Genomic DNA, 18,698 nt, shown 5'->3' with positions numbered 1-18,698 from the left:
AAGCGAGGCCGCCATCTGCGGCGGCCTGGTTGATGTCTCTTCAATGAACCTGTGAGCAGCTCAGACTGCAAACCTGGTTACGGCCATTATTCTTGGCCTTGTATAGCAGCTCGTCCGCCACGGCCAACATGTGTTCAAAATGTTCGCCGTTGGTTTCATCACAGATGCCGAAGCTCATCGTGACAGTCAAGCCATCGGCGGTCTTTTCCCACGGATGTTGCTCAATGGTTTTGCGGATTCTCTCCATCATTTCCATCGCAGCTTTGGGAGAGGTGTTGGGCAGCGCCAGCACCATTTCTTCACCGCCGTAACGGGCCACGATGTCGCTGTTGCGGATGCTGTTCATGAGGATTTTCGACACCTGCTTCAGCACCTCGTCGCCAATGACATGGGAATAGCCGTCATTAATGCGTTTGAAGAAGTCGATATCTCCCAGCACCAGACAAAAGCCGTTGCCGTAGCGCAGCGCGTTGGCGTGAAGCACTTTGACTTCTTCATTGAAAAAGCGGCGGTTATAAAGCCCGGTGAGTTCATCGCGGATACTGAGTTCTCTTAGCTGTTCCGCCTGCTTGGCGACTTTGTTGCGAGAGTCCTCCAGGTTCTTGTAGGCCTCGCGCAACTGGTTGTTCATCAGGTTGAACGCCTTCGCCAGAACGCCGACTTCGTCTTCTGACTTGACCGGCACCTGCTGCTTAAAGTCTCCCTCCGCCATGCGGTTAACCGCGGATGTCAGGTGATTCAGCGTGCGCACGAGACGGCTGCCTTCCCAGATCCCAAATGGAATGATGAATACGATAGCGCCTAATGCGGAGAAGAACAGCGTTTCCCTCAGCGTATGCAAATAGGCGAGATCGGCTGTCGACAGATCTGGTTCGCCGCTGGAAAGCGCATAGGCCACAAGGCGGCCTTTCAACCACAGAGAATCAGCGCCTGAGAGCTCTTCTTCTGTGAGCTTCTGACCAATTTTATAATCCTTGCCTCCGTGCAGAATATGGCCCTGGGTGTCCGTCAGCACGAATGCGAAGGGGCGTTCATCTGAGGCATTGGGGTCAGGGCGCAGCATAGGCGGGGGGAGCCCGGAGAAATAGGGCGCGTCCCCCTGGCCCTGTGGCCTCATCGGCGGAGGATTACGAGGCGTGCGATGCAACTTGCGGTTATTCTCTTCCGCTATGGCGAAACGCAGCGCGTCTTTTTCCGTGTCCCAGGAATTATTCTCCCGGATATAGCGTTCAATAGCGGCTTGAAAGCGCCCATAATGCGCGTCCTTGGCATGCTCGACGAATTCGTGCTCCACCATAATGGGCGTCATAATGGCGATGATGATTACGACGAGGAGACTGGTGGAAATCAGGGCCAAAACGAGTTTTGCTTTTAATGAGGTCACGGCGCTCTCAAAAAGTGGACGTGGTGAATTATTGTAGCCTTTCTTGAATAGGTGTTCCTACTTATTATAGCCCGGCGTGATAACGCTGCTCAGGTATGGCCGGAAAGTGTAAGGCCAGCCTGGACTCTGCTGATTTAGTACCGCCGCTTAAAATTTAAGGACTGTCTGATATGAATTTTTTCTGTGTCCTCGAAGATCTTTTAAGTGCGAAAGGGTTTGAAAGAGAGAGAAAATGGAAAACTCAGTGAGCAGTTATCTTCAAAATAACTTCAAAGGGCTCGCGCTGGCGCCGCCCTTGTTTTACAGGTGGCCGATTGGAGTCCGCTTCGAGATCGGGGCGCCGGAAACAGGTGTCTGGAGCGATTTTGAAAACGGCGTTTTGAATACCCATTACTTTGAAAATGCGGTACGGCGAGCGCGCTCTATCTGTCATGCAGCCTTTTCAGAATCCGATGACGTGGACGTTGTATACGAAATCATTGGCCATCGTCGCCACAAGATAAAAAGGAAGAGTTATGTTTTACGTCAGATATCTGATTCGGCGCGTAAGAATGTAACCTTTGAGTCGGAAAAAGTGGACGGCAAGAGGGGCTTATATCGGAAAACTGCGTATGTGACCGGAGTAACCTCTGGAGAAGTGGACTACGCAAACATATTCTTATCCATTGTGAACACGGACTTTCCTCAACGGAGTCCGTCGTTGCGCGGGCGTTGTTACTTCGTAAACCGAACTAAAGACATGATCCTTCATATGTACGATGATCGTGGCATGGATGTTATTGCCACAGATCGAAGCGCTCTGAGGAATGTATACGTTCGCTGTAACGACTGGATTCTGGAACAGGATAAGCCGAGCATCGATGCGCTGTTCCTGAATGAGTCGCCACACCCCTAAGCGCTAATCCGCCTGCAATAGTCGCTTGGTTTGCAGCCTCCCACCCGAAAACTCACACTGACAGGCCAGCCGGAAGAACGGCGCCTGATGATTCAGGATGCTTACTCTGTCTGACGCGGCGCCGTCGCGCATCACAGTGAATCCCTCGGCCTCGGCTTCCTGAATGACGGTCTCCATTAACGCGCCTTGCGGGAGGTCATCGCAAAATGTCTGGATTGAATGCTCCAGACCCCATCGCAGGGCGATAACGGAGCAGATCAACGCCGCTACGATGGCGAGGGGGATGATGATTTCCCTGAACAGTTGAGATAGAAAGCCAGACATACTCATAAGCTGAAATATCCTCTAACCAGCGTCCTAACCTGCTTGTTGAAGCACGCAATAGGGCTGCCGTCCAGCCCATCCGTCATTAATTTGATCCCTGCAAAATAACTTTTACAAACATGACCTTATAACGTCACTTTGCACTTTTACGATGTACACTCCTTAGCTCAAGACAAAGGAATTCATGCAACAAAAGGAGGCATTGTGAAAACCATAACCCCATTCATTATAGGCGTGAGCACGGCGTTCGCCGGGCTGGCTGATGCGGCGCCGACGGTATCAGCGGACGCTTTCAACGGGTTGGGCGGACGCCAGGAACTGTACCGTGGCGGAGTGGAAGTGATTCCCTCCGACAACGGTGAGGTCACGCGGGAGTTTGCGGAAGGTCGGGTTTTTGAAGATCGAAATCGTAACGGTAAACTGGACCGCGGCGAACGCGGATTGCCGCGCGTGCGAGTGTCGAACGGATATGATGTGGCGCTGACGGATCATCGCGGTTATTACAAATTACCTGCGAAATCCCGCGGCTTGAATGCATTCACCTTGTTTGTCACCAAGCCGGCCGGTTTTGAGTTGCCGGTCAACGAAGACAACGTCCCGCAGTTTTCCTATCACCATATTCCCAACGGTTCGCCTGAACTGCGCTTTGGCGGATTGCCGGCCAGCGGACCGCAGCCGAAGGCGGTGAATTTCCCCATGGTGAGGGGCCCTTATAAGAAACGCTTCAAAATTGCTGTATCCGGCGACACGCAGCCTTATTCCAACAACGAAGTCGGCTACGTGCGCGACTCTCTGGCCGCAGAGCTGGCGGCGAGGGAGGATCTGGAGCTGGTGATGATTGAAGGCGACATCATTGGCGATGATCTGGGGCTGTATCCCCGTCTGAAGAAAACGATGAGCGTAGCCGGCGTGCCGGTTTATCTGACGCCGGGCAATCATGATATCGACAATGACGCCACCAGCGATAAGCACAGCCTGGATACGTTCAAGCGTGAGTGGGGCCCCGCCTACTACTCCTTTGAAGTCGGCGACGTGCATTTTGTGGTGCTGGATAATGTGCGCTATCCCTGTACGCCGGAGTCGGACAATGCTGACGGCAAGCACGACTATTGCGACAATCCGGCGACTGCTCCCACCTATAACGGCGTCATTGACGAAGCGCAGGTGGAATGGCTGGCCAATGATATAGCCGCGACGTCGGAACATAAGTTGATCGTGCTGAACATGCATATTCCGTTGGTGTCGTTCTCGGATATGGGCTCCACCAAGCATCAGACGGATAACGTCGCCTGGCTGTATGAACTGTTGCAGGGGCGTCCCGCGCTGGCGCTCGCGGGGCATACGCATAACCTGGAAAACATCGTCGCCGGCGAGTTCTATCAGGGCTGGGATGAAGCAGTAGGAGCGGGGCCAACGCCGATTCCGCACATTATTACCGGCGCCACGGCGGGCTCATGGTGGTCCGGCGACTTTGACGATAACAACCTGCCGATGTCCATCCAGCGCATGGGAGCGCCGCGCGGATATATGCTGTTTGAGTTTAAGGGCTCGCAATTCACCAGTACTTTCAAAGCCGCCGGTAAAGGTCCGCAGGAGCAAATGTCCGTGGACTTTTTGTCGCCGACCTTTATGAACTGGTATCAATCCCTGAAAGAGTGGGCGTTGACTCCCGAAGGGTCTCGTTCGCCAACGCCGCCATTGAATCTGAATGACTTACCGGACACCAGCATTTTGACCGACGCTGATTTCGCTGGCGGCGTCAGTGCGATTATCAATGTGTGGAACGGCTCCAAGAATACCCAGGTATGGACGCATATCGACGATGGTCCCCTGGTTGAAGCAGTGCGTACTCAGAGTGGGACTGGTGAAGGCAAGAGCAATAGTCTCGATCCTTTCGCCCTGAAGAAGCAGATGTATGTATACCGCTATGCCGCTAGGAGCGAGTCAGGAGAGGAGCGGGCGCAGGGATTTGAGTTGTTTAACGGCTCCCGTTTTGGCGTCGCCGATCCACAACCCTCCGGCGCGTCCATGTGGACGGAATCCTCTAATCATATCTGGAGCGTTGCTATTCCCGCGGACCTGGAGCAAGGCGCGCACATATTGAGAGTCATCGTGAGTGACGGCTACGGCCAGATCTTCACCAGCGTTAAAGCCTTTGAAGTGATGGACGAGCGGCCGGCGCCGTATTTCCGCAAGGAAGTGTTTGAGTAGACTGACATCAAGCTGTTAGCGCCACTGCCGGGATTGGACTCCGGCAGTGGCGAACGTCAGACTGGCCCTTTATACGACCTGTGCGCCTCGTTTACGCAATCCCGCCATACCGATCCACATCAGACCGCCGATAAACAGACTCTGCAATAGGCCGGGCTCCGCCACCACTGTTACATCGCCATTATTGACGGTCGCCGCAATAGGATTGCCGAGAGAATTTCCCAATGCGTTGACGACCACGGAGAAATAGCTGAATCCCGACGACAGGGCGGTGAAACTGAGAGACGCTAGCAGAAAGGAATTGTCCTGATGGGCGTCCAGGTCCGCCGGAATATCCAGAGATAGATCGAACAGGTTCAGCTCCCCGGGTGCGAGAAGCTCGGCGGACATGGGATTGAGCCCAAGTCCCAGAACATCCAACTGGCCGCCAGGGTCCAGCGAGACGCTGTCCATCACGCCATTGCCGTCCGCATCGGTGGCGTCGATAGCGACGGCGCCGGGATCAAAGTTTAAATTCAGATCAAAGGTGGATAGCGATGGCGCGCCGCCCGGCGCCAGGCCGCTGATAGAAATATCCACAGTAAACAGCTGGCCCGGCAGCACGGTGGAGGAGGAGGGCAGAACGGTAATGACTGCGGCCTGGGCCTGCATGCCGCAAAACACCAGTATGCCGAGAGTTAATAGAAGCGACGCCAGAACGCTTTTCAACACATGTGCGATAGACAAAAACCGAGAGGTGGACATAGATGCTCTCCCTGTGGGGTTGAGGCCGGAGCGGGCGGCTTGCGCCGTCGCTCCGGTTTCCGGTTAGTGCTTGTGAGTGAATATAAACGTCAAAACGACAGGGCGACGGCGCTCAGTGCGTCGCGCAGTACGGCCGGGTGCACAGTAGCCGCAGCTGGCGGGCGTCCAGACTGGTGATCATGCCGTCGCCATCCAGATCCCTGGGGTCATCACTGCCTGTCGCCGGTGTGTTACGGGCGGACACCACGGCGTCCAGATCATCCCGATCCACATCGCCGTCGCCATCAATATCGCCTTTGACCGGGCCGACAAAGCCCTCAAACTCGCTGGCGGCGTAACTCTTGGTCGTCGCTACACTGCTGGCCACCAGATTGCCGCCGCTGGAGCCGTACATCAGTAAGCCCCGCACGTAGTAAGGGCCGGCAATGCCGTTTTGGCCGATGGGAAGTCCGGCGAAATTGAATTCAATTTCTGAATCTCCCTTATTGAGCGCGCCGGTTTTGGCGTTAAAGCCGATCTCATTGCCCTTAACGTCCACCAGCCTTGCGCTCCAGGTGTAAACGTCGGACTTGGCGAGAGAGACGCCGACCTTGACGCGAAGCAAGTCAAAAAGCCCGTTGCCGTTGTTATCGACTCCGGCGTCGCTGGAAGCGCCGGTCAGCACGATGGCGCCAGGGGTTGATATAGGTTCAAAGTCGCTGTGGCTATAAGGTGCGGTTGCATCGCTGATGGCGACCTGGTCGATAATCTCCAGTGTATCGGGATGACGCAGCGTTACTCTGACGAAATAGGGGCCATCCAATTCCAACTGGTTAATCTCAGGGCCGGAGAAGTTCAGCGTGACGGTTTGTTCGCCGTGGCTGAAGGTCTTGACCTCATCCAGGTAGACCGCCAAAGGACCGGATGCGTTGCGCAACGCGGCGGACGCCAGGAAGGTTCCGGCCGCTCTCAGGTCTGCGTTGAACTGGATTTTCAGTTGCTCGAACAGTCCGTTGCCATTGGTGTCCACGCCCTGATCGGAAAAGGCGCCGGTGACGTCCAGTAATCCCTCGAACTCGCCATGGTGATACGCCTGAGTCATCGCGCCAATATCCGCCTGACGCTCTCCATCTGCATTGAACAGACCGACCACCAGCTCGTAGGGACCATCTTCGCCGGAACGGAATATGGTAGAGCCGAGGAAGCGCAGGGACAAACTGTGGGAGCCGTTGTCCAGGGAGAAGCGCTCTATGGTGTTGGCGACGGTTTTGCCTGCCTTCATCAGGGTTCCTTGCAGGACGTATTCGCCCGCTGTGGCGACTTTCGCCTGCACGATAGCTTCAAGATAGTCATAGCGGGCGTCGCCGTCGGTATCCACCGCCGTATCGGTCATATCAGTCAGATAGGAGCCTTTTTCGCCGAATTGAGTGTAGGCGTACGCGGGGGTGGGCAACATGGCCTGCACCGGCGTAGAGCCTTCCGCAAAGGCGATCACCTTGACGTCATAGGGCCCGTTTTTACCGGCGCGCAGGATCTGCTCGCCGGAAAACTTCAGCTCGGCGGTATACGTTCCCGGGGCGTTGCCAAGGGTGTCCTGGGTGAATTTCATCGACTCGAACTCAGGCATATTGGCGACGACTTCGCCGTCTTTGTTCAATGTCGCCATCACCAGATAGACGCCTGCGCGATTGACGTCCACACGCACATTGGCGATCAAGGCTTCATACGCCCCGTCGCTGTTGGAGTCCGGCGTCACGTAGTCGACATCGCCGGGGATACTGAGGTCAGGCTCTATCATCATTACTCCCTGATCGTTGTTGGCTGAGGCGAGCAAGGCCAGTGGCGCCGGCGCTTTGTATTTGTAATCCCCCCATGAATCGTAAGAGTGGGCGCCGGGAACCGGATACACCTTGGCGCCTTCGAAGGTTTCCAGATAACCGCCGTCGGCGTCATAGTCGACCGCGCCGTTATGGTTCCAGAGGATGAACTCATCCACGGCGGAATAAATGCCGTTAAAGGTGGCGTCGTAATAATCGGGAAAGAAAAAACCGCGACTGCGCAGGCTGTGACTGGAGAACTCATACTTGTCATAAGGCCCGCCGGCGAAGGGGCGGGCGCTGCCGGTAAAGGCGGGATCGAGCGACGGCGCGCCAGTAGTGACGAAGCCATTGCCGCGCCCGTCAGTGCGAACAGCGCTGAGGCCGCCGATTCCCAACGTGGCCGCCATGTTTTCAAACACATCGCTGAATACATAGCAGTCGGAGTAGTCGCAGGTAATCGGGTCGGCGCTGAGCTGGGTCCAATGGCACTTGGCGACGGCGCCGAAGCTGTAGCCGTAGCGCCAGTTCAAGCCGCCGTAGGCGTAACCGCCGCTGAGCAAGTGCTCCAGTACATCGGCCTCGTCAATCAAGCCGCTGGCCCAGTCAGTGGCGTGTTCGTACCAGGAAATACGGGGAGCGCCGACGGTGATTGGCGTGGTCTTGGTGACATAGAGTTTGCGGGTGACCGTAGGCAGGGCGTCGCCGTCGACCTTGTATTCGAACTCGACATCATAACTGCCGATGACGTTCGGCATGGTAAGCGTCATGTCGCCTTCCGGTCCCGACCAGACTTCCGTTCCGTGCAACGACGTGCCGACGATAGTCCATGAGGCTTCGACTTCCGCATCCGATGGCAGGCTGCCTGTGGGGCAGGCGTCCAGACGAGTGCGTATTTTAACCTCGCCGGAGCCGAACCAACCGGACTCCGCCGGACCTGAGAACGGGTAGTCGTCTTTCGGCCCAATCACTTCCGTCAGGTTGCAACTGGCGTCGCTGGTTTGCTGATAGATCACGTCAATCAAGTCATTAGAGGCGAGGTTATTGACGCGCACGGGGTTGGAGATAGTGGGCTCCAGCGTAAGCGCGACTTTCGGCTCCACCGGGAGAATCAGCGCAACCCAATCGACGGCGGTGCACCAGCGGCCGGTGCTGAGCGTATCGACATTAATTTGAATGCGGTTGGCGCGCGGGGTTGGCGGAGAGCCGGGCGCGGGCGGCGCCGGGAACTTGATGTTATCGATACTCACTGTGAAGGTGCTTAACTTCCAGACGTTGTTGTCGCCCGTCAATAGCCCCAGGCTGGTCCCGTTGAAAATCACCTCATCCCGCTCAGGAGGCGGTGAGCCGTTATAATCCACGTCGTAGCCGGGCATGATGATGTCCACGGTAGCGGGAATGATTCCCTGGGCGATAAGGGGAGCGGGATCGATCAAATAGCCGTCCCCGTCAACCGGCCCGACGGAGACGTCAATCATGACGTCGATCATGAGCGGATGCTCAGGGCTGGTATTGAACGTACATCCCGTATCCAGACCAGGGCCATCGTCCGCGACGAAACTGTCAGTGTCCGGAGGATCGAACGGTGAGCTGCGGGTCAATAGCATCGAGGGCGCGAGAAGCCCGTTCGGCGTGGGCCAGACGTCGCCATCTTCTTGTGCGAAGGATGTCTGAATTAACAGACAGCCAATCAGAAAAACAAAAACATGAACTGCAATATACAGGAAGGAGATCGTGCGCTTTTTGTCCACCATATATCCCTTCTCCTTGGTAGATCTTATCGGAGCAGCGCCTGGATACAGCGAGTGGCGCCCTGACTTTTATAATCACGTACTTCCACTGCTAATGTGATGAACTGTGACAAGCAGCAAGTCTTGAGCCAGTCAGGGGTATGGGCTTTATAAATCGAGTAATTGTCAGCTTTTGGGCGAGGTTGATCAGGGCTGGTTGTAAAGTAACCTGACGGGACTGTCTGGGAATTCGGAGGCTGGGAAAGATCCCATCAAAGAAAGATCAGCTTGCGGACCCTTGCAGATATGCATTTGGCGGGTGAGAAGGCGACTGCCAATTTTTTCGACGCGCCCAAATCAGGTCGCGGCGAGCGCGTAGAAGAACAGGTGAAGGTTGAGTGGAAGGCGCAGCTTAACTGCCGCGCTCAGGCCAGACGGGCTCATGGTCTTCGTCAAACACATAGCCGAGGTTAATGTGGGTCAGACGGCCGTCGTTGAACTGGAACTCTGTCCAGATACCGTGATAGGTGTGGCTTGCGAACGACAGGAACTCATCTATTTCAGACTTTCCTGCATGATGATTTTGGATCACTGTGAGGACCTCTCCCTGGGGTTCTCCGATCAGTGTTTGTCCAAACAAAACCGCCTTGGGGTTGTGACACTCAATCCACGACAGGCGCAGGTCGCTGTCATGGTCAAACCTCAGCGCCAGTTGTTTTTCGTGGTAATGCAGGAAGACGTCGTTGTAGTCGTTGACATGTTCTTTATCCGGCGCGCCCAGCAATTTTTCCACGTCTTCTCTGCCGAGGCCGAATATCAAATCGCCGATGCCAACGCCGGGTTGGATATGGAACTGTTTGTCGCTGTGCTCTGCTGTCATGAATATGTCCATCAATGTCAATGTCGGCCGTTTTGTTCAGACCTGGATCTTGCTGCGAAATTTAACCCTTGGCGTCATGAAAAATCACTCCCAGCGCGTAGCGCCTGCCTGAGCGCACCCGGCTGACGCCATGGCGCATGGTGACGCGATACACGCCTCGGACGCCTCGTACCGGGCGGTGATGCACTGCGAAGATTACCCCATCGCCCTGCCGCAGTGGAACCACTTCCGCGCGAGACTGCATGCGCGGCCGCTGTTCGGTCAGCACAAACTCACCACCGCTAAAGTCGCGCTCTGGCGCGGACAGCAACACCGCCAGTTGCAGTGGGAAGACATGTTCACCGTATAAATCCTGGTGCAGACAATTGTAGTCGCCTTTCTGATATTGAAGGATCAGCGGTGTGGGGCGCGTCTGCCCATCATTGTGGCAGCGCGCGATAAAGTCCTGGTGCGCTTCGGGGTAGCGGATGTCCAGATTCATGGCGGCGTTCCATTGGTTCGCCACAGGCGCAAGATAGGGATAAGCCAGGCCCCGCAGCTCCGAGACCAGATGGGGCAGGGGATATCGGAAGTATTGGTATTCGCCCTGTCCGAAGCCGTGACGCGCCATGATCACTTTGCTGCGATAGAGTTCCGCCTCATCGTACAGGGAGATCAGTGCCGCGCACTCCTGTTCCCTCAGCAATCCGCCAAGCAGGGTCGCGCCGCGTTGAGTTAACTCATGACTGGCTTGCTCCCAGTTGTAGCTGCTCAAACGCGCGGACAGGCTTTTAGCGGGCGTTGGCATCACTGCGGAGTCCGTAAAACCGTTCATTCCTGCGCCTCCCGCTCCAGCAGCGCCTGCTTGCGCTCGACGCCCCAGCGATAGCCCGACAGAGCGCCGTCACTGCGCACTACACGATGGCAGGGAATGGCCACGGCCAGCAGGTTGGCGGCGCAAGCCTGCGCCACGGCGCGAACGGATTTTGGAGAGCCGATGCGCTGGGCGATATCGGCGTAACTCGCCGTCGCGCCTGACGGAATCTCCTGTAAAGCGCGCCACACGCGCTGTTGAAAGGCGGTGCCGCGCACGTCAAGGGGAAGGTCGAGCCCGATCTGAGGCGCCTCCACAAATCCCACGACTTTGGCGATCAAGCGCTCGAAGTCGGCATCGTCGCCTATCAGTTGCGCTTTGGGAAAGCGATCCTGTAACTCATGCACAAGGGCTTCCGGTTCGTCTCCCAGTAAAATGGCGCAGACGCCGCGGACGCTTTGCGCCACCAGGATAGCTCCCAGGCCGCATTCGCCCACCGCGAAACGGATTTCCGCATTGGTCCCGCCCCGACGATAGTCACTTGGCGTCATGCCGAGAAAGTGATCCGATTCCCCATAAAAATGCCCATTGGAACTGTACCCGGCGTCATAAATGGCGTCCGTCACCGTCTCTGCATTCTGCAGGGCGCTGTTGAGGCGTTGCTGACGTTGTGCGGCGGCGTAGCCGCGCGGGGTGAGGCCGGTGATCTGTTTGAACAGTCGATGAAAGTGAAACTTGCTCATGCCTACGCTTTGGGCCAATTCATCCAGACTGGGGATGGCTTCTGCGTCAGCGATCAACCGGCAGGCTGCAGCAATTTTTTCCGCTTGCCGCGCGGCCAGTGAAGGCGCGTCAGGGCGGCAACGCCGGCAGGGACGGAAACCCGCTTGCTCCGCCTCCTCAATACTGTCGTAGAAGCATACATTCTCCGGGCGCGGCGTCCTGGCGGCGCAGGACGGACGACAATAAACGCCGGTGGTCTTCACTGAGTAATAGAAACTGCCGTCCGCCTGGGCGTCGCGCTCCAGCAGCGCGCGCCAGCGGGGATCATTTTCTGTGGCGATGGCTTTGGTTGGTGCGTTCATGGTGGCGCTCCTTGGTTAAGGTCTACCTGATGGCGGAAAATTTAGCAATGGACGTTTTTGCTCGCACTCTGAGGATTGCTTTCAAATTCGAATCGTCCACCAACGCGCCGGACCATAAGCCTGATTCAGTCCAGGCGTAGCTTTTTGCGGATGCGGCTGAGCGCCACGGGGGTAATGCCGATGTAGGAGGCGATGTATTGCAGGGGAATTTTGTCGCTCAGTTGAGGATTTTGTTCCAGGAAGTTGAGATAGCGTTGCTCCGCCGTCAGTTGCACAAAGCCATAGATACGTTCTTCTTTGCCAATGAACAGGGCTTCCAGCATTTTGGTGTAAGTGGCGAGCAGCCCGGGATGACGTTGCAGGCTCTGGCTGAAATGACTCCAGTCGAACTCCAGACAAAGTACGTCGTCCAGCGCTTCTATGCTGAATAACGCTGGGGCATTGAGCACCATGGCGCGGGTGGAGCCGGCGATATTGGGCGAGCAGGCGAAGGACTGAGTAAACTCTTTGCCTTCAGGGGAGACGCAGACATAGCGGGCGAAACCTTTGGCGAAGTAGTAAAGCTTGGGGGCGGGTCGACCTTGCTGAATCAGCAGGTCGCCCTTGCGGTAGCAATGCACTTCGCCCTGCAGATCCAAATCCGTCAGGTCGACGGCGTCAATCAGGTGGAATGATTGCTTGAGAAAATTCAGGAAACTCCGTTCGATTTCCCGCTGATTCATCGTGTCCCCTCATCTCTACATCAATTTGCCGGTGCGTCGCTAACATGGGGCTTACGCGCCGCTGGCGACCAGGCGCCGGAGATCAGCAGCAGGGCGAGCAGCGTCAGTGCCACGCCGGGCAGACTGTACCACAGCCCTGGGCCTTGCATGAAACCCTGTCCGATGGCGACGAATGTAGGGATGAGATAACTGAACGCCAGCAGACGGTTAGGGCCGACTTTCTGCACCAGATGCTGCTGCAGGTAAAAGGTGGCGATGGTGGCGAACAGCGTCAGATACAACAATACCCGCCAGAAGTCGAACTCGCCCCAGGCGACCTGCTCAATATCGCCGGCGACAATCATAACCGGCGCCATCAGGATTGCGCCCATCAGCATGATGTAGAAAGCGCCCTGAATGGGAGGCGTATTGGAGCCCCATTTCTTGACCAGCGTGACATGCAGCGCAAGGCTTGCGCAGGCGAGCAGGAATAGCGCGTCGCCGTCGTTCCAGGCGAGCGTTTCCGCGCTGTTTCCATGAGTGGCGAGCAAAACCCAGAGCGCGCCGCCGGCGCCGAGAACGAATCCACATAGCATAACGGCGTTGACGCCAGCTCCCAGAAATAGACGGCTGATCGCTACGCTCATCAGTGGAACCAACGTGTAGATCACGGAGGTATTCAGCGCGGTGGTGGTTTTCAGCGCTTCAAACAATCCGATAAAGAACAGCACCAGGAACAGGCTGATCATGCCGTAGCGCATGAGCAGGCCAAGGTCGCGGAACAAGGCGTAACGGGTCAGCGCCAACGGCGCCAGCAGCAGTGTCGCTAAAATAAAACGCAGCTCAGTACCGGCGATAGGGCTGGCGTATTGAGGCAGGTCGGCTGAAACCACGAAGGAGGACGCCATCAGCGCCACCCATAGCAACAGCGTCAGCGTATCTTTCGTGAGCGCGTGCATAAGTCGAATCCAATTGAATGAATAATGTCAGGGTAAAACGGGAGGTTCGCGCGCCGCGCGAGGGGCGTCCGCGGTTAAGCGGACTTTTCAGCGATAAACTTATTGAACAGGAATTCCGAGACGGCGGCGTCTACGTTCAACTCAAATGTCTGCGTCAGGTGGCGGTGCAGCGTTTCAATGTCGGCGACCGGTTCTACGGTGGTTTCACCCTGGCGCATGCGATGCAGCTCGCCATTACGCAGAGACTGCACGTCGTTGAAGTACTTGCGGCATACCACCAGATTGTGCAGAAACGCGGCGTTCGGGTGCTTGTGGGAGTAAAAATGTCCCGTCAGGCAATCCGCTTCGGTATAGCGTCCCAGATCAAAGGTGTACAGGGTGAAAAACACGCCGTCTTTAAGAATCTGGTAGCAATAATCCCCCCGCGCATTTTTGACGATGCGATAGATGGCGTCTCCCAGATCCTGTTCCAGACCTTCTTCAAGTTTGATAGGAAAGCGCGCGCCGAAGTGACCGAAGCCGGTGTCGACAATGTACTGAGCGTCATCCAGTGTGAGTAAGGTGATGCGATGAGTGCGGGGAACGTCGTTGTCGGTGTTATACACCACGCGCGCCAGCAGAATGCGTACATCCAGGTCCAGCGCGGAAAGCGCGTCGAATGTCAGTTTGTTGTGTTCGAAGCAATAGCCCCCGAAGCCCTGACGCACGATTTTGTTAAACACAGACTCACTGTCTATCTGGATGTCCTGGGACAACGCCACCGCCAGATTATTGAAGCTGTACTTGGCGATATGCCGACTCTGCATATCGCGGATCACTTCCAGGGGCGGAAGGTTTGGATTAACGTCCAGGTCAGTAAAATAGGCGTTGGAGATTTCGGTCAAAGTCATTGAATGTATCCTTCTTCAATCAATTTTCCCTAAGCCTACCCTGAACGCTGCAGTAAGTAATTAACCTGGGTTTAGTGGGCGCTCTCAGCCACGGCGGGTTTTTTGTTCGCATACCGACCGCTGGACTTCGGTTTTCCTGAGCGTCGGCCGGGCGACTTGTCATTACTGCGTCGTCTGCCGCCGGAGACGTTTTTGCCGTTACCAGACGCTTGCCAGCGACCATCCATTTCAAGTTCGATTTTGCGCTGCTCCAGATCAACGCGAACGACTCTTACCTGAATCGCGTCCCCAAGCCCGTAGCTTTTTTTACTGCGTTCGCCAGTCAGGCGCTGCTTGGCGGCGTCGAATTGATAATAGTCGCCCTCTAGCGCAGAGATATGAATCAAACCTTCGACCATCACGCCTTTCAGCTCCACGAACAGGCCGAAGTTGGTTACTCCGCAGATTGTGCCGGCGAAGGCGTCGCCAATGCGATCCTGCATGTATTCGCACTTCAGCCATGCTTCCACATCCCAACTGGCCATATCCGCCCGGCGGGATGCGAGAGAGCATTGCTCACCCAGCTTCAGCATCTCCTCCAGGTTGTAAGGATAACTTTGCGACGGCGATAAAGAGGCGGCGCTGTCGACGCGGCGAACGGGATCCACGCCCAATCCGGTGATCGACTTTAATGCGCGCTTTAGCTTGCCGCCGCTTTCATCCCCCCTGATCACCGAACGAATTGCGCGGTGCGTCAGAAGATCAGGATAACGCCGGATCGGCGATGTGAAATGGGCGTAAGCGCTGTAAGCCAGCCCGAAATGTCCTTGGTTATCCGGACTGTACGCTGCCTGGCTAAGCGATCTCAGCATAATGGATTGTATGACGTCCGCGTCAGGACGCTCGCTGATGCTGTTCAACAGGCGGCGATAGTGCGTGGCCGTCGGTTGCTTGCCGCCACCCAGAGACAATCCCAATTCCCCGAGGAACGCACGCAGGCTTTCCAGCTTTTTCTGCAGAGGTCCCTGGTGAACCCGATACAGCGCGGGAAGCTTGAGCTTCTGCAGGAAGCGCGCCGTCGCCACATTGGCGCATAGCATGCATTCTTCCACCAGCTTGTGAGCGTCATTGCGCACGACGGGGTCAATGCGGCGAATCTTGCGTTGAGCGTCGAATTGAAACTTGCTTTCTGTGGTTTCAAAGTCAATAGCGCCGCGTTTGCTGCGAGCCTGCCGTAGCGCGCCATACAACTGATGCAACGCCTGCAGGTGCGGAACCAGATCGCTGTAGCGCTGTTGGACCTGCTGACCAAGTCTGGATTCCGGTTGCTCCAGCAACGCGCCGACTTCTGTATAGGTCAGGCGGGCATGAGAACGCATGATCCCTTCGTAGAACTGGAACTTGCCGAGATTGCCAGCAGAGTCGATGAACATTTCGCAGACCATGGCCAGACGATCCACATTGGGATTCAGTGAGCACAGTCCATTGGACAGCGCCTCCGGCAACATGGGTTCTACGCGACCGGGAAAGTAAACGGATGTCCCGCGTTTCTGAGCTTCCAGGTCCAGCGGGCTGCCCGGCTTCACATAGTGAGAGACGTCTGCGATAGCGACAAACAAACGCCATCCGCCATTGCTGCGCGGCTGGCAGAAAAGCGCATCGTCAAAGTCCATGGAGTCTTCGCCATCAATCGTGACCAGGGGAACGCTGCGTAAGTCATACCGGTGTAGTTTGTCTTCTTCAGAGACCGTTGAGCCCAGTTTCTTCGCCGCCTGAATGGCTTCTTTGGGCCAGACAAAGGGGATGTCGTGATTACGGAGAGCTATGTCGATTTCCATGCCCGGAGCCATGGCGTCGCCAAGCACTTCAATCACTTCCGTCAGCATTGGCGAACGGTTTCTGGCGTACTTGGCGATGCTTACCACGACATACTGTCCGTCAACAGCGTCGCCAAGGCTTTCCGGCGCAACGATAATCTCGTTGCAGATGCGGTCATTGTCAGGAATCAGAGTATGAACGCCGGATTCGGTTTTCAGGCGACCCACCAACTGCGTGGTGTTGCGCTCCAGTACGTTGACGATCTGGGCCTCCTGTCGGCCTCGGTGATCGACGCCACTGATGCGAACCTGGACGCGATCGCCGTCCATCGCTTTGCGCATTTGGCTTTTGCCCAGAACCAGATCATCCCCCCCTTCATCCCGAGCCAGAAAACCGTGTCCTTCGCGGCGGCCGATGACGCGACCGCTAATCAGCTCATTCGGGTTGATTGGCGTGTAGTCTCCGCGATCGAAAAGGATCTGTCCGTCACGCTCCATTGCGCGCAGGCGACGTCGTAGCGCTTCCAGGTCCTGATCGCTGCTCAGCTTGAGGCGTTCAGCCAATTGTTCACGGTTGAGACGTCCGCCTTGCTGACTGAGCACATTGAGAATGAACTCGCGGTTGGGGATCGGATTATCGTATTTTTGCGCGTCTTGCGCGCTAATTGCAGTTATTGAGGCTGTGCTCATGGTGTTTCCTCTTTGGAAAAGACAGCCGATAACTTGCTCTGGATAATATATGAAGGAAGGCTTCAGTGTAGTTCAGATAAAACTCGACAAGATATATTGGCTGGTAATGCTTTAATTTATTAAGAAATAAGCGGCGGGCGCTTATAAAGATATGTTCGTGGAAGGCGATGGCGAAAGGCCGAGTAGCTTTTAGCGGATAAAAGCGGAACAAATTTAGTTTAAACTCATGCGGCCGGGGCGGCGATATATCCGCCCCGGTCTCGCATTGAGAAAAAGGGCTAACAAAAAGAATATTTTTGATAGCTCCGATTATTGCTGCTTATAAGCAAACAATGTTCTCAGCCTGCGGACCTTTTGGACCTTTGGCGACAGTGAACTCAACCTGCTGACCTTCCGTCAGGGTTTTGAATCCGTTGCCAGTGATTGCGCTGAAATGAGCGAAAACGTCTGGGCCGGATTCTTGTTGAATGAAACCAAAACCTTTAGTTTCGTTGAACCATTTAACAGTGCCTTTAACTGTATCGGACATAAAAATCTCCTGAAATAAATGAATAAAAATTTGCCTTGCGGGCGATTTAAAGTGGAAAAACAAGACTGGAATTTAAAACTACAGGACGAAGATTATGACTAAAACATCGAGCGGAGTGTTAAATAAAACTAGAGGCTTTCTTTCTACCTTTCCACGAGTCTATAGTTTTGATTCTGATTGTCAATGAATAAATTATTAAAAATATTATTAATGTCAGCGCCGTTATCTCAAATGTCGAAGGATATGCTTTGAATAGAACGGGTTGCGAGTAATCCGGCGGCGAAACTGGAGCGCGGGTGAGCGTGAGCAATCCAACATTGCATTCGATCATTGGCTCTGGAACCATGTTGTCGGTTTGGAAAAGGACTGAGTGATTGGTATCAGATGAAGCTGAATGAGCTGGTCATCCGCGCTGCAACGGCGGCGGATACGCCTGATTTGAGCAGGATATTTTTTGAGTCGCGCAAGGAGACGTTTTACTGGATTGAAGCTGATACGTTTTCGATTCATGACTTTTTGGGCAGCGTTCGGGACGAAGAGGTGTATGTCGCCGATCACGCAGGCGTGGCGGTGGGATTTATCTCTATCTGGAAGCCGGAAAGCTTCATTCACAACCTGTATGTAGACAAACCCTTTAAAAACAAAGGCGTTGGTACGGCGCTGCTGGAGTATTGTCGCCAGCGCTTTGACTCTCCCCTGCAACTGAAAGTCGCCGCCAAAAATGAGCCGGCAGTGGCCTTTTATCGCCATCGGGGCTGGCGCGAGATCGAACGCGGCGTGGATATGCCGACGGGCGAATATCTGTTGATGCACTTGACGTACGCCTGACTCGCCCCCACAAGAAGTGATCTGCGTCGTTACTTCAACTGCGTAAAAATGATCAGATGCGCTGCTGGCGATTGGCGCCCCCTGCGGCAAAATCGTTATGATGAAAACTATCTCCATAGTAAAGATGGAAACCCTATGAATCTGCAATTGATCGACCTGTTCTGGCTGACGCTTTGCGCCATCGCGCTCTGGGGATGGTGGGAAGCGCTAAAGGTGCGGGAGATCGCTCTTGGCGCCGCGAGGCGTCAATGTCAGGAGCTTGATCTGCAATTTCTCGACGGCAGCGTGGCCCTGCGTAAGCTGGGTTTGCGACGGGATACGCGGGGCTCCATGCGTCTGGCGCGAACCTATACGTTTGAGTTTTCCTCAACCGGGGAAGAACGCTACAACGGCGAAGTGGACACTTTGGGGCGCTGGGTCAAGGATGTGCGTCTGGATGCGCATCGCATCAGCTATCATTAGC

16 protein-coding genes are annotated in these 18,698 nt (G+C 55.4%); 4 read left to right on the top strand and 12 right to left on the bottom strand.

The window, feature by feature from the left end; genetic code table 11:
- Window positions 1–40 precede the first annotated feature (40 nt).
- Window positions 41–1,384 (bottom strand): diguanylate cyclase, encoded by a 1,344-nt coding sequence (locus tag EUZ85_RS26760; RefSeq protein ID WP_241566874.1) that lies wholly within the window; start codon window positions 1,382–1,384, stop codon window positions 41–43.
- 232 nt (window positions 1,385–1,616) lie between these two features.
- On the opposite strand from EUZ85_RS26760, the gene EUZ85_RS26755 reads away from it, so the two are divergent.
- Window positions 1,617–2,279: a DUF3885 domain-containing protein gene (locus tag EUZ85_RS26755; RefSeq protein WP_127973191.1), complete on the top strand. Its 663-nt coding sequence runs from the start codon at window positions 1,617–1,619 to the stop codon at window positions 2,277–2,279.
- 3 nt (window positions 2,280–2,282) lie between these two features.
- On the opposite strand, the gene EUZ85_RS26750 is transcribed toward EUZ85_RS26755, so the two are convergent.
- Window positions 2,283–2,609, bottom strand: a complete 327-nt coding sequence (locus EUZ85_RS26750) for a hypothetical protein (RefSeq protein ID WP_127973190.1) — start codon at window positions 2,607–2,609, stop codon at window positions 2,283–2,285.
- Window positions 2,610–2,807: 198 nt separating this feature from the next.
- Here EUZ85_RS26750 and EUZ85_RS26745 point away from each other — a divergent pair, with 198 nt between their 5' ends.
- Window positions 2,808–4,814, top strand: a complete 2,007-nt coding sequence (locus EUZ85_RS26745) for a calcineurin-like phosphoesterase C-terminal domain-containing protein (protein WP_127973189.1) — start codon at window positions 2,808–2,810, stop codon at window positions 4,812–4,814.
- Between the two features lie 69 nt (window positions 4,815–4,883).
- On the opposite strand, the gene EUZ85_RS26740 is transcribed toward EUZ85_RS26745, so the two are convergent.
- The 10 genes from EUZ85_RS26740 to EUZ85_RS26695 form a co-directional block, all read right to left on the bottom strand.
- Window positions 4,884–5,558 (bottom strand): hypothetical protein, encoded by a 675-nt coding sequence (locus tag EUZ85_RS26740; protein ID WP_127973188.1) that lies wholly within the window; start codon window positions 5,556–5,558, stop codon window positions 4,884–4,886.
- A 112-nt stretch (window positions 5,559–5,670) separates the two neighbouring features.
- Window positions 5,671–9,108, bottom strand: a complete 3,438-nt coding sequence (locus tag EUZ85_RS26735; RefSeq protein WP_127973187.1) for a hypothetical protein — start codon at window positions 9,106–9,108, stop codon at window positions 5,671–5,673.
- A 388-nt stretch (window positions 9,109–9,496) separates the two neighbouring features.
- A complete protein-coding gene (locus EUZ85_RS26730; protein WP_127973186.1) occupies window positions 9,497–9,964 on the bottom strand; it encodes a hypothetical protein in 468 nt (155 codons plus the stop codon).
- A gap of 61 nt (window positions 9,965–10,025) precedes the next feature.
- Window positions 10,026–10,778, bottom strand: a complete 753-nt coding sequence (locus EUZ85_RS26725) for a 2OG-Fe(II) oxygenase (RefSeq protein ID WP_127973185.1) — start codon at window positions 10,776–10,778, stop codon at window positions 10,026–10,028.
- The gene (gene ada, locus EUZ85_RS26720; protein WP_127973184.1) at window positions 10,775–11,842 is read right to left on the bottom strand and encodes a bifunctional DNA-binding transcriptional regulator/O6-methylguanine-DNA methyltransferase Ada; all 1,068 of its coding nucleotides are present in this window, start codon (window positions 11,840–11,842) and stop codon (window positions 10,775–10,777) included. The genes EUZ85_RS26725 and ada overlap by 4 nt, the downstream gene beginning before the upstream one ends.
- A 125-nt stretch (window positions 11,843–11,967) precedes the next feature.
- Entirely contained in the window at window positions 11,968–12,564 is a 597-nt protein-coding gene (locus tag EUZ85_RS26715) for a Crp/Fnr family transcriptional regulator (protein WP_127973183.1), read from the bottom strand.
- A 20-nt stretch (window positions 12,565–12,584) separates the two neighbouring features.
- Complete coding sequence (locus tag EUZ85_RS26710; RefSeq protein ID WP_127973182.1) at window positions 12,585–13,502, bottom strand: DMT family transporter; 918 nt, start codon at window positions 13,500–13,502, stop codon at window positions 12,585–12,587.
- Between the two features lie 74 nt (window positions 13,503–13,576).
- A complete protein-coding gene (locus EUZ85_RS26705) occupies window positions 13,577–14,392 on the bottom strand; it encodes an arylamine N-acetyltransferase (RefSeq protein ID WP_127973181.1) in 816 nt (271 codons plus the stop codon).
- Between the two features lie 71 nt (window positions 14,393–14,463).
- Window positions 14,464–16,878, bottom strand: coding sequence for a ribonuclease R (gene rnr, locus EUZ85_RS26700; RefSeq protein ID WP_127973180.1), 2,415 nt, complete (start codon window positions 16,876–16,878; stop codon window positions 14,464–14,466).
- 319 nt (window positions 16,879–17,197) lie between these two features.
- The gene (locus EUZ85_RS26695) at window positions 17,198–17,407 is read right to left on the bottom strand and encodes a cold-shock protein (RefSeq protein WP_127973179.1); all 210 of its coding nucleotides are present in this window, start codon (window positions 17,405–17,407) and stop codon (window positions 17,198–17,200) included.
- Between the two features lie 384 nt (window positions 17,408–17,791).
- On the opposite strand from EUZ85_RS26695, the gene EUZ85_RS26690 reads away from it, so the two are divergent.
- A complete protein-coding gene (locus EUZ85_RS26690) occupies window positions 17,792–18,235 on the top strand; it encodes a GNAT family N-acetyltransferase (RefSeq protein WP_127973178.1) in 444 nt (147 codons plus the stop codon).
- 135 nt (window positions 18,236–18,370) lie between these two features.
- The gene (locus tag EUZ85_RS26685; protein WP_127973177.1) at window positions 18,371–18,697 is read left to right on the top strand and encodes a DUF3301 domain-containing protein; all 327 of its coding nucleotides are present in this window, start codon (window positions 18,371–18,373) and stop codon (window positions 18,695–18,697) included.
- The last annotated feature ends 1 nt before the right edge of the window (window position 18,698 follow it).

This window comes from Hahella sp. KA22, from assembly GCF_004135205.1.
Classification (GTDB): domain Bacteria; phylum Pseudomonadota; class Gammaproteobacteria; order Pseudomonadales; family Oleiphilaceae; genus Hahella.
The sequence above is the reverse complement of the archived record's forward strand: the minus strand, read 5'-3'. Positions and strand labels throughout refer to the sequence as shown.